Annotated in this window: 11 protein-coding genes; 9 read left to right on the top strand and 2 right to left on the bottom strand. The window is 70.1% G+C overall.

Features of this window, described 5'->3' with window-relative positions:
* The first annotated feature begins 197 nt into the window (after positions 1 to 197).
* From ACGGCP_RS15260 to ACGGCP_RS15225, 8 genes are all read left to right on the top strand, one after another.
* Positions 198 to 1,274: a polysaccharide deacetylase family protein gene (locus tag ACGGCP_RS15260; protein ID WP_392966412.1), complete on the top strand. Its 1,077-nt coding sequence runs from the start codon at positions 198 to 200 to the stop codon at positions 1,272 to 1,274.
* 144 nt (positions 1,275 to 1,418) lie between these two features.
* Positions 1,419 to 2,315 carry a transglutaminase domain-containing protein gene (locus ACGGCP_RS15255; protein ID WP_392966410.1) on the top strand — a complete coding sequence of 299 codons (897 nt, stop codon included), beginning with the start codon at positions 1,419 to 1,421 and terminating at the stop codon, positions 2,313 to 2,315.
* A 54-nt stretch (positions 2,316 to 2,369) separates the two neighbouring features.
* Positions 2,370 to 2,855, top strand: a complete 486-nt coding sequence (locus tag ACGGCP_RS15250; RefSeq protein WP_392966407.1) for a cation:proton antiporter regulatory subunit — start codon at positions 2,370 to 2,372, stop codon at positions 2,853 to 2,855.
* Complete coding sequence (locus ACGGCP_RS15245; RefSeq protein ID WP_392966404.1) at positions 2,855 to 4,045, top strand: cation:proton antiporter; 1,191 nt, start codon at positions 2,855 to 2,857, stop codon at positions 4,043 to 4,045. The genes ACGGCP_RS15250 and ACGGCP_RS15245 overlap by 1 nt, the downstream gene beginning before the upstream one ends.
* Before the next feature lie 115 nt (positions 4,046 to 4,160).
* Positions 4,161 to 5,483 carry a M20/M25/M40 family metallo-hydrolase gene (locus ACGGCP_RS15240; protein ID WP_392966401.1) on the top strand — a complete coding sequence of 441 codons (1,323 nt, stop codon included), beginning with the start codon at positions 4,161 to 4,163 and terminating at the stop codon, positions 5,481 to 5,483.
* 250 nt (positions 5,484 to 5,733) lie between these two features.
* The gene (abc-f, locus tag ACGGCP_RS15235) at positions 5,734 to 7,482 is read left to right on the top strand and encodes a ribosomal protection-like ABC-F family protein (protein ID WP_392966398.1); all 1,749 of its coding nucleotides are present in this window, start codon (positions 5,734 to 5,736) and stop codon (positions 7,480 to 7,482) included.
* 81 nt (positions 7,483 to 7,563) lie between these two features.
* Positions 7,564 to 8,682, top strand: a complete 1,119-nt coding sequence (locus ACGGCP_RS15230; RefSeq protein ID WP_392966396.1) for a serine hydrolase domain-containing protein — start codon at positions 7,564 to 7,566, stop codon at positions 8,680 to 8,682.
* A gap of 65 nt (positions 8,683 to 8,747) precedes the next feature.
* Positions 8,748 to 9,530, top strand: coding sequence for a MerR family transcriptional regulator (locus ACGGCP_RS15225; protein WP_392966394.1), 783 nt, complete (start codon positions 8,748 to 8,750; stop codon positions 9,528 to 9,530).
* Here the strand turns inward: ACGGCP_RS15225 and ACGGCP_RS15220 are convergent.
* On the bottom strand, positions 9,527 to 10,363 hold the full coding sequence (locus ACGGCP_RS15220) for a helix-turn-helix domain-containing protein (protein WP_392966392.1): 837 nt from the start codon (positions 10,361 to 10,363) through the stop codon (positions 9,527 to 9,529). The two genes, ACGGCP_RS15225 and ACGGCP_RS15220, sit on opposite strands and share 4 nt — an antisense overlap.
* A gap of 73 nt (positions 10,364 to 10,436) precedes the next feature.
* Here ACGGCP_RS15220 and ACGGCP_RS15215 point away from each other — a divergent pair, with 73 nt between their 5' ends.
* Entirely contained in the window at positions 10,437 to 10,916 is a 480-nt protein-coding gene (locus ACGGCP_RS15215; RefSeq protein ID WP_392966389.1) for a VOC family protein, read from the top strand.
* Between the two features lie 91 nt (positions 10,917 to 11,007).
* On the opposite strand, the gene ACGGCP_RS15210 is transcribed toward ACGGCP_RS15215, so the two are convergent.
* A complete protein-coding gene (locus tag ACGGCP_RS15210) occupies positions 11,008 to 11,493 on the bottom strand; it encodes a hypothetical protein (RefSeq protein ID WP_392966386.1) in 486 nt (161 codons plus the stop codon).
* Positions 11,494 to 11,694: the final 201 nt, after the last annotated feature.

Raw genomic sequence — 11,694 nt, 5'->3', positions numbered from 1 at the left:
GGTCTGGGCCCTTGTCCTCCAGCGGATCGAGGCCAGATAATTGGATCCGTTCCTGATGCTCACGGGACATCGATCCACCGTCACTCCCTCATGACGACTAGGGCCCTCACCCCTGGGAGTTCGTCGACGCCGACTGATGCGCCGTACCCCCGGGACGCCGCCGCGCGTCACCGGGCGACACTCCAAGGAGGCCGATCATGCGACGTCGCATGAGAACGCTCATCGCCACCCTGTCCGCCTTCGTCCTCGCCCTCGGCGCCGCCGCGGTCGTCCTCGTCGCCGCCGCGCCCGCGCAGGCGCAGACCTGCAACGGCTACGTCGCGCTGACCTTCGACGACGGGCCCGGCGGCAACACCACCAGCCTGCTCAACGCGCTGACCGCCAACGGCCTGCGCGCGACCTTCTTCAACATCGGGCGCAACGCCGCCGCCAACCCCTCGCTCGCCCGCGCGCAGGTCAACGCCGGGATGTGGGTCGCCAACCACACGCAGACCCACCCCGACCTGACCAAGCTGTCCAACACGCAGATCGCCCAAGAGCTCTCCAGCGCCCAGCAGTCGATCCAGCAGGCCACCGGGATCACCCCGAAGCTGTACCGGCCGCCTTACGGCGCGACGAACGCCAACGTCAAGTCCATCGCCGCCCAGCAGGGGCTCACCGAGATCCTCTGGAACGTCGACTCCCAGGACTGGAACTCCAGCACCACCACCGCGCAGGTCGTGCAGAACGTCCGCAGCGTCCAGAGCGGCGGCGTCGTCCTCATGCACGATCTCTACCAGAGCACCGTCAACGCGATCCCGCAGATCGCCGCCGACCTGCGCTCGCGCGGCCTGTGCCCGGGGATGATCTCACCGAGCACCGGCCGGGCCGTCGCCCCCGACGGCTCCGGCGGCGGCGCCACGACCGCCATGCTCCGCAGCAACTCGGCGGGCAAGTGCATCGACGTGCCCTCGAGCAACACCGCCAACGGCACCAGGGTCCAGCTCTACACCTGCCACGGCAACCCCAACCAGCAGTTCGCGTCCACCGCCGCGCAAGAGCTGCGCGTCCTCGGCAAGTGCCTCGAGACCCCCGCAGGAAGCAACGGCACACAGGTGCAGATCAACGCGTGCAACGGTTCCGCGGGCCAGAAGTGGACCTTCGGCTCCGACGGGACCGTCCGCAGCGTCGGGTACGCCAACATGTGCCTCGACGTGTACAGCTCCTCCGACGGCGCCCCGGTCCAGCTCTACAGCTGCTGGGGCGGCGACAACCAGAAGTGGACCCGCGTCTAGGACGACGCCCTCCGGCCGGGGCGCCGCGCCCCGGCCGGAGGCATGAACCCCACAATTCGCGGCCCGCACATTTGTACGATTGAATTTGGATAATAGGGCTGAAATCTCTCTAGGCTTCATGGCACCTCCCGCGAAAGGAACGCCATGACCACCGCCGAAGTCCTCGCCTACTACACCCAGGCCGGCCCGCTCACCGAACCCGGAGCCCACCGCGACGCCCTCCTCGCCCTCCCCAAGGACGTCCCCGCGCTCCTCGCCGCCGTCCAAGGCAACCTCGTCCACCAGGCCCTCACCCACCTCTACGGCTTCGAACTCGCCGAAGCCCAGCGCGAGACCGCCCACGTCCGCCCCGCCGACCGCGTCCTCAACGCGATCCTCGCCGCCGACCAGCGCCCCCTCGCCGAAGCCCGCGAACCGCGGGACCGCTTCGCGTGCACCTGCCGCACCTTCACCCTCGTCACCGTCGCCGCCCTGCGCGCCCACGGCGTCCCCGCCCGTGCACGATGCGGCTTCTGGCACTACGAGCAGGACTCCGAGTGGTACATCGACCACTGGGTCGCCGAGCACTGGGACGGCGAACGCTGGGTCCTCTCCGACGCCCAGATGGACCCCGTCCAGACCGAGGAGTTCAAACTCGACTTCGACCCCGCCGACGTGCCCCGCGACCGGTTCATCGTCGCCGGACAGGCCTGGATCGGCTACCGCGCGGGCGAGATCGACGCCGACAAGTGCGGCCTCCCCGGCGTCCCCGGCGGCGAGTCCGGGCCCTGGTGGATCGCCGCCAACCTCGTCCGCGACGCCGCCGCCCTGGCCAACCGCGAACTCCTGCCCTGGGACGTCTGGGGCCGCATGCCCGAACCCGAAGACGAGATCGACGCCGACCTGACCGCCCTCCTCGACGACCTCGCCGCCGTCACCGCCGACCCCGACACCGCCGCGGACGTGCGCGCCCGCTACGAGACCGACGACCGCATCCGCGTCCCCGAGCAGGTCCGCAACGCGGTCCGCCAGACAGCGGAACCGGTCATCCCGGTCGACTGACCCGCCGGTGCTGTACGGTTCGGTGCGTATCCCACACAAAAGGAGTGACCGACAGTGGACGTGGAGCGCACCGAGCTGCCCGGAATCGGAGTGCGGTTCGAATTCGAGACCAAACGCCATGTGCGCCTAGGCATCGTCGCCCACCGCGAGGGCCGCCGCGACTTCATCATCTACGACCCCGACGACCCCGACTCGATGCTCGACTGCATCGTCTTCTCGGCCGACGAGTCCGCCGCCATCGGCGAGCTCCTCGGCGGCGCCCGCATCGTCGAGAAGCTCAACCGCCTCCACCACGAGATCGACAACCTCGTCTCGCGACAGCTCAAAGTGGACGCCACCAGTCCGTACGCCGAACGCCCCCTCGCCGACACCCGGGCCCGCACCCGCACCGGCGCCTCCATCGTCGCGATCGTCCGCGCCGACAGCGTCGAGACCGGCCCGGCCCCGTCCTCGATCCTCCACGTCGGCGACCGCCTGGTCACCATCGGAACGCAGGAGGCCGTCGACCAAGTCGACCGGATCCTGCGCGGTTCGGCCTGATGCACGGGACCGTCGCGCTCCTCCTCGAACTCGGCCTCCTCATCGGAGCCCTCGGTCTGCTCGGCGCCTTCGCCGGCAAGTTCGGCATCTCCGCGATCCCCCTCTACCTCCTCGCCGGCCTCGCCTTCGGGCACGGCGGTATCTACGAGATGCACGCGATCACCGGGTTCCTCGACGTCGGCGCCGAAGTCGGCGTCGTCCTCCTCCTGTTCACCCTCGGCCTGGAGTACACGCCGCGCGAACTGCTCGGCACCATGAAGACTTCCTGGCTCGGGGCCGTCGTCGACCTCGTCCTCAACGCCACCCCCGGCGTCGTCTGCGCGCTCCTGCTCGGCTGGGGCCCCGTCGCCGCCGTCGTCTTCGGCGGCGTCACCTACGTGTCCTCCTCCGGCATCATCGCGAAGGTCCTCTCCGACCTCGGCTGGCTCGGCAACCGCGAGACGCCCACGATCCTCGCCCTCCTCGTCGCCGAGGACATGATCATGGCGCTCTACCTGCCGATCCTTACCACGATCCTCGCCGGGCTCGCGTTCGCGCAGGCCGCCGTCGGCCTCGGCGTCGCCCTCCTGGCCGTCGCCGCCGCGTTCGTCGTCGCCTCCCGCTTCGGCGGGCTGCTCTCGCGCTTCCTCGCCTCGCCCAGCGACGAGATCCTCATGCTCAAGGTCATGGGCATCGTCCTCGTCGTGGCCGGACTCGCCGAGCAGGTCCACGTCTCGGCCGCCGTCGGCGCGTTCATCGTCGGCATGGCCCTCTCCGGCGAGGTCTCGCGCCAGGCCGAAGAGACCCTCGAACCGCTCAAGAACCTGTTCGCCGCGGTCTTCTTCGTCAACTTCGGGCTCGAGACCGACCCGACGGCCCTGCCGCCGGTCCTCCCGATCGCCATCGCGCTGGCCGTGTGCACGATCGCGACGAAGTTCGCCACCGGCTGGTGGGCCGCGGGCCGCACCGGCTCGGCGTTCACCGGCAAGCTCCGCGCCGGACTCGTGCTCCTGCCGCGCGGCGAGTTCTCGATCGTCATCGCCGGACTCGGCGTCACGGCCGGGCTCGACCCCGCGCTCGGGTCCGTCTCCGCGGCGTACGTGCTGATCCTGGCCGCCATCGGCCCGCTCGCACCGCGCCTGGCCGGACCGATCGTGGCCAAGCGCCGCAAGAAGAACCGCGCGAGACGCCTCGCGCAGGCCGCCGCGTAACGCCGCCCGGAGCCACGGTGGCGGGAGTGCACATGCCCGGCGAAGCCGGAGTCGCAATGTTCACTCCCGCCACCGCAGACATCGAACCGTTATACGGGCTTGATAGAACTCAGGGATGGCTGAAACCGCGAATCCGCCCCGCCCGCAAGACGAGGTCGTCGACATCGCCCGCGACCTCATCCGCATCGACACCACGAACACCGGCGACAACGCGACCGCGAAAGGCGAGCGCGCCGCCGCCGAGTACGTCGCGGAAAAGCTCGCCGAAGTCGGCCTCGAACCCAAGATCTACGAGTCCGCGCCCGGCCGCGCCTCCGTCGCCTGCCGCTACCCCGGCGCCGACTCCAGTCGCGGGGCGCTCCTCCTCCACGGCCACCTCGACGTCGTCCCCGCCGAACCCGGCGAGTGGACCGTCCACCCGTTCTCCGGCGAGATCAAGGACGGCTACCTCTTCGGCCGCGGCGCGGTCGACATGAAGGACTTCGACGCGATGCTCCTCGCCCTCGTGCGCGACTGGAAGCGCCGCGGCAAGGTGCCCCCGCGCGACCTCGTCCTCCTCTTCACTGCCGACGAGGAGGCCGGCTCCGACTACGGCGCCCGCTTCATGGTGGAAGAGCACCCCGAGGTCTTCGAAGGCGTCACCGAAGCGGTCGGCGAGGTCGGCGGCTTCTCCATGACCCTCCCCAACGACCTGCGCGTCTACGTGGTCCAGACTGCGGAGAAGGGCCTCGACTGGCTCCGCCTGCGCGCCACCGGCCGCCCCGGGCACGGCTCGATGCTCCACGACGACAACGCCGTCACCCGCCTCGCCCGCGCCGTCGCCAACATCGGCCAGCACGAGTTCCCGGTCGAGATGACCCCCACCGTGCGCCAGTTCCTGGAATCCGTCTCCGAGCTCACCGGCATCGCGTTCGACCCGGACAACCCCGACGAGACGGTCGCCAAGCTCGGTCCGGTCGCCCGCCTCATCGGCGCGACCCTCCGCAACACCGCGAACCCGACCCGCCTCAACGCCGGGTACAAGACCAACGTCATCCCCTCCACGGCCGACGCCGTCATCGACTGCCGCTCGCTCCCGGGCCGCAACGACGAGCTCGAGGCCATCCTCCGCGAACTCGCGGGCGACGGCATCGACTTCGAGTACGAGATCCGCCAGCCCGGCTACGAGACCTCCTTCGACGGCGTCCTCGTCGACGCGATGGCCGAGGCCATCCGCCAGGCCGACCCCGGCGCCCGCACCGTCCCGTACATGCTCTCGGGCGGCACCGACGCCAAGGCCTTCGCGACCCTCGGCATCCGCTGCTTCGGCTTCGCGCCCCTGAAGCTCCCCGCCGACCTCGACTTCACCGCCCTCTTCCACGGCATCGACGAGCGCGTCCCGCTCGACGGCCTCAAGTTCGGTGTCGACGTCATGGACCGCTTCATCTCCCAGTCGTAGCGAGAACCCAACGGGCCCTGAGCCAGTGAGCACCCTCACCGGCTCAGGGCCCGTCGTTTCCTGGACACCCCGCCGAATCCGCCGCTATAATTGGCGGCGATGTTGATTTTCCTTTAGAAAGCAGCCAGGTCCGCGTAGAGCCGAGCTCCGCGAGACCGCCGAGGCACGCATCGCAATCCGCAAAGCCCGAGGGCTTCTTCGCGTGCCGTTCAATTCCTTCACCGAACGACTGCTTTCCGGAGGCGCGCACATGTTCCGCCATGCTCAACTATCCCTTGTAGACGTCACCAAGCGCTACGCCGACAACCTCGTCCTCGACCGCGTCAGCTTCACCGTCAAACCCGGCGAACGCCTCGGCGTCATCGGCGACAACGGCTCAGGCAAGTCCACCCTGCTCAGGCTCCTCGCCGCCGTCGAGGAACCCGACAACGGCGACCTCACCATTGTCTCGCCCGGAGGCATCGGCTACCTGCCGCAAAGCCTCGACCTGCCCGAACGCGACACGGTCGCCGACGCGATCAACCTCGCCCTCGCCGACCTGCGCGAGATCGAGCAGGCCATGCGCGAGGCCGAACAGCGGATCACCGACGGCGACGAAGCCGCAGGCGACCAGTACGCCGACCTCTTGGCCCGCTTCGAGGCCCGCGAGGGCTGGGACGCCGACGTCCGCGTCGACCAGGCCCTGTCCGTCCTCGGCCTCCCCGGCCTCGACCGTGACCGTCCCCTGGGGACGCTCTCGGGCGGCGAGCGCTCAAGGCTCATGCTCGCCGCGACCCTCGCGGCCCGGCCCGCGCTGCTCCTGCTCGACGAACCCTCCAACGACCTGGACGACAACGCCGTCACCTGGCTCGAATCGCAACTGCGCGAATGGAAGGGCACCGTCGTCGCCGTCACGCACGACCGCGCCTTCCTGGAGGCCATCACCACGACCATGCTCGAAGTCGCCGACCGCAAGGCCCGCCGCTACGGCAACGGCTACGCGGGCTACCTCACCGCCAAGGAGACCGAACGCCAGCAGGCCCAAGAAGCCTTCGACCGCTGGAACGCCGAAGTCGCCCGCCAGGAAGGCATCGTCGACCACAACGCGGGCCGCATGGCCGCGATCCCGCGCAAGCTGCCGATGGCCAACATGTCCACCGGCGCCTTCCGGGCCCGCAACCGCGACCACGGCGCGAGCAGCCGCATCAAGGTCGCCAAGCAGATGCTCGAACGCCTGCGGGCCGACCCGGCCCCGCAGCCGCCCGAACCGCTGCGCTTCAGCGCCGACCTCGCCGTCACCGGCACCGAGTCCGACGCGCCAGCCGTCCAACTGACGGACCTCCGCGTGGGCGACCGCCTGAAGGTCGACGCCCTGTCGATCGCGAGAGGAGAACGCCTCCTCATCACCGGCCCCAACGGAGCGGGCAAGACCACGCTCATGCGAGTCATCGCGGGCGAACTCGAACCCGACGAAGGCACGACCGAACGCAACGGAGCGATCGGCCACCTGCGTCAGCTCGCGGGCCCCGGCTCGAACCGGAAGTCGGTGCTGCGGGCCTTCGCCGAAGGCCGCGTCGGCACCTTGGAGGAGCACGCCGAAGCCCTCGACCGCCTCGGCCTGTTCACCCACGAGGAGTTCGGCAAACCGGTCGCGACCCTCTCAGTAGGCCAGCGCCGCCGCCTCGAACTGGCGAGACTGGTCAGTCGTCCGGTGGACGTTCTCCTGCTCGACGAACCGACCAACCACCTGTCCCCGCTGCTGGCCGAACAGCTCCAAGCAGCCCTGGCCGACTACCGGGGAACGGTGATCCTGGTCAGCCACGACCGCCGCCTCCGCAACGCCTTCCAAGGCCGCCACCTGCAAATGAACGCAGGAACGATCGTCGCGTCATTAGCCGTCAACGGTGTCCGCCGGTGCGGGCGGCGTCCCCGAGCCGGGCCCTCTCATGCCCGGTTCGGAACGTCGCTCGCGCTGGCGGCGGGGCACCGTTCGTCGCTCTATGACTCAGGTCACGGTTGACCTTGACCTTAGGTCATGGTGGAAGGTTCCCGTATCGGCAAGCCGCCGAGGGAAACCACCGCTTCGAAGGAGCGAAACACCATGCCGCGCAACCTCTCCACCCAGGACCAGAACGCCCTCCAGCAGACGATCGAATCCCTCGTCGACCCCGGCCTCATCGGGAGCTCGGTGCGCGTGACCGACGAGCACGGCGAGTGGACCGGCAGCGCCGGTGTCGCCGAGCTCGGCGGGTCGGCCGCGCCGCCGAGCGACGGCCACATCCGGGTCGGCAGCACCACCAAGACGTTCACCGCGGCCATGGTGCTGCAGCTGGTCGCCGAAGGCCGGGTCGAACTCGACGGCCCGGTTTCGCGGTACCTGCCCGAGTTCGGGATCGACGAGCGGATCACCGTGCGGATGCTGCTCCAGCAGACCACCGGCCTGTTCAACTTCACCGGCGAGGTCTACGACGACGGCTCCGTCGTCCTCGGCGTGACCATGCCGTACGGCCCCAAAGGCAACGACTGGCTCGACAGGCGCTTCGAGACCCACCGCCCCGAAGACCTGGTCGAGTACGCGCTCGCCAGGCCCGTGCGCTTCGAACCGGGGGCGGGCTGGAGCTACGCCAACACCAACTACGTGATCGCGCGGCTCCTCATCGAGCAGGTCACCGGCAACCCGGTCCAGACCGAGATGGAGCGGCTCATCCTCGGCCCGCTCGGCATGCGGCACACCGTGGTCCCGACCGGCGCCGAGATCGCCGAACCGCACGCCCGCGCCTACTACCGGCACGAGGCCGACGGTGAGCAGCGCACGGTCGACATCACCCGCCAGAACCCGTCCTGGTGCTCGGCTGGCGGCGACATGATCTCGACGACGGAGGATCTGCGCACCTTCATCCAGGCGCTCGCAGGCGGCCGTCTCCTCCCCGCCGAACTCCAGGAGGCGATGTTCACGCCGATCGCGACGGGCATCCCGAACATGGACTACGGCCTCGGCGTCTTCGTGCTCACCACAGAGGACGGCGCCACCGTGGTCTCGGCGACCGGCGCCTCGGTCGGCCACGCCGCCGTCGTGTACAGCACGCCGGACGGGTCGAAGACCCTCACGGCGGCACTGAACTGCGTCGACGACGCGAACATGACCCTCGCGGCGATGTCGTTCCACCGGGCCCAGCAGGGCCTGCTCGCGGCGGTCTTCGGCGGCGGCAAGCCCGAGTAGTCCCGGGGCCGTGCCGGGCCGACGGGCTCGGCGCGGCCGGTCCGCAAGCGAGAGAGGATGGGCGGATGAGGAACGGCGTCACGATCGGGCAGGCCGCGGCCTTCGTCGGCATCACAGTGAAGACCGTGCGGCACTACCACAAGCTCGGCGTCGTCGCCGAGCCCGAACGCGACGGGTCCGGCTACCGCCGGTACGACTCCGACGCGCTGCTGCGCCTCGTCCAGGTGCGGACCCTGGCCGCCGCAGGCGTGCCGCTCGCCGAGATCGGGCCGCTGCTCGACGCCGACGCCGCGCTCTTCACCTCTGCGCTCGCGAAGGTCGAACGGCAGCTCGACGAACGCATCGAGGAGCTGCGTGAGCGGCGCGAGATGCTCCACCGGCTCGCGAGCGGCGGCGACTGCGCCCTGCTGCCCGATCGCGCCGTGGAGCTCCTGGAGCGGATGCGCGCCAGCGGATACGCCGAAGAGGAGGTCGCCGCCACGCGGGAGGGCTGGGTCCTCGCGCGGGCCCTCGTCCCCGAAGGCTTCGACGACTACCTCGACCAGTTCGAGCACGCCGTCGGCGATCCCGCGCTCGTCGCCCTTGTCCAGCGCTTCGCAGAAGCATCCACTTGGGACCCCGACGACCCGCGCATCGCCGAGTTCGCCGAGGAAGCGGCCCGGCACTACCTCGCCGACCCCGCGCTCCTGAAGATCGTCACCGGCATGCGGGCGCGCACCGACACCGTCGCCCGCTACGAGATGGTCGCGCACCACGGCGAGGAGCCGACCCCGGCCGCGGCGCGGCTGCTCGCGCTCTTCGAGGCGAGGCTCCGCGCCGCGGGCGTCCGCATCCCGAGGGGCGGCTAGCGGCGCGCGAGGACGAGTTCCCTTCCCGCCGTGGCGCACTGGGCCGCGTACTCCGAGGGCGGGTAGCCGATGAGGTTCTTGAAGTCGTGCGTGAAGTGCGCGTGGTCGGACCAGCCGAGCTCGGCCGCGAGCCGCGCCAGGTCCGCCTGCGGGTCCTCTGCGAGGCGGTCGGCGGCGTCGTGGAGCCGGTACCGCTGGATGAGGGTCTTCGGGCCGAGCCCCAGGTACTCCTGGAAGAGCCGCTGCAGTGTCTTGGGGGACATGGCGAACCGGGACGCGAGCTGGTCGACCCGCGTGATCGAGCGGTCCTCCAGCATCGCCCGCACCACCGCCAGGACCCGCCCGTACCGGGGATCGGCCCGCTCGGGCAGGCGCTCGGCCAGGAACCGCGACACCACCTGGATCGCCTCGATGTCGCTGCGGCTCATCACGATCGCGTTCAACTCGTCGACCTCGGGACCGAACACGGTCGCCGCGCCCGCCGACCAGTCCGCCAGCGAGGCCCCCTCGACCCCGGTGAAGGCCGTGAACCCGCCGGGCCGGAACTTCACCCCGAACACCCGGCCGCGGCCGGTGAGCGGGTGCCGCGAGACCGCGACCCCGGGCCCGTGCACCTCCGCGCCGATCACGGGCATGAAGCTCAGGTTCACGCACGGGTGGGGGATCACCACCGACTCGTACGACGCGCCCTCCGGCAGGTCCCAGCCGACCGTCCAGTACCGCTCGACGTACTGCCCGAGCAGGCCCGTCTCGCGGTATCGCCGCAGGTCGATGAAGTTCACGGCCTCCTGCGGTCGCAGCAGGCCCTTGTCGCTCGCGGTGGCTCCGTTCACGCCCTGAAACTACCTCCGGGGTGTGACGTTTTTTTACAAGCGCGCCCGGCCGCGCCCGGGCGAGACTGGCTCCATGAACGAGAACAAGGTCAACCCGATCCCCGACGGCTACCACTCGATCACGCCGTTCATCGTCGTCAACGAGGGCGCCAAGGCGATCGAGTTCTACAAGGAGGTCTTCGGCGCGGAGGTCCTCACGCGCAACGACGGGCCGGACGGCATCGTCATGCACTGCGAACTGCAGATCGGCGACTCGATCCTCCAGCTGGGCGACGCGAACCCGCAGTGGGGCCTCGAGTCCCCCGACGCTGAGCACATCACGGCGTCCCTCGTCCTCTACGTGGAGGACTGCGACGCGGTGTTCACGAAGGCGGTCGAGGCCGGCGCCCGGGTCCGCGAGGAGCCGAGCGTGTTCCTCACCGGCGACCGCTACGCGTCGATCGCCGACCCGTTCGGGCGCCGCTGGTCCCTGATGACCCGCGTCGAGGACGTCCCCCGCGAGGAGGCCGAGCGCCGCATCGACGAGTGGGTCGCCTCGATGGGCGAAGGCTAGGAGACGCACGCCGCCCCGCGCCTGAGTGGGCGCGGGGCGGCGTTTCCTTGCGGGGATCGGGACGTCGATTCAGGGACCGGTTCGGCGAGGGCTAACCGCAGTTGCCCCAGCTCTGGCGTCCGCCGAAGGCGCTGGTGCCGCTGGGGGAGTAGATGTAGCCCCAGTACTGGACGCAGGAGCCGGAGGCGTACGCCGAGACCGCTTCCCAGTGCGAGGCGTTGTCGTCGGCCTTGTGGTAGGTGGTGTCGCCCTGCACCTGGAGCACGGCCGCGATACGCGACGCGGTGCCGTGGTACGGGGAGCCGCTGGTCTTGTTGGTGACGACGCAGTTGCGTCCGTTGCTCGCGTTGTACGCGAGGATGACCTCGCCGTACTTCACGCCCGAGCTGGTGGTCACGTTGCGGACGCCGTCGGAGGCGATCGCGTAGCCCGAGCCGCAGCCGTTGGTGACGGCTTCGGCGCGGGTGTGGGCCGACGCGGGCTGCGCGGTGGCGACGAGCATGGCGGCTACGGCGATCAGGGTCGCGATGATGACGAAGGCCGGCCGCACGAGGCGGTCGGCGAGAAGGTCTGCCACTGGGGCACCAACTTTCCTGTCGTGTCCTGTCCACAAGGCCGACCGCGGCGCGGCCGTCCCGCAGAGGAGCGGCGGGTGTGGCCGCCGCTCCACAATGGGGTACGCCCGAGAGGTGGTGACAGGTTGCCTGAAAATCCAAGCAGGACAGACGAATGCGCGCGAGACCATCCAAAATGGCATCATCCGCACCAGCGGTGCGCT

Source organism: Glycomyces sp. NPDC048151, from assembly GCF_043202775.1.
In the GTDB taxonomy this organism is placed as follows: domain Bacteria; phylum Actinomycetota; class Actinomycetes; order Mycobacteriales; family Micromonosporaceae; genus Glycomyces.
This window is presented reverse-complemented; position numbering and strand designations above follow the sequence as displayed.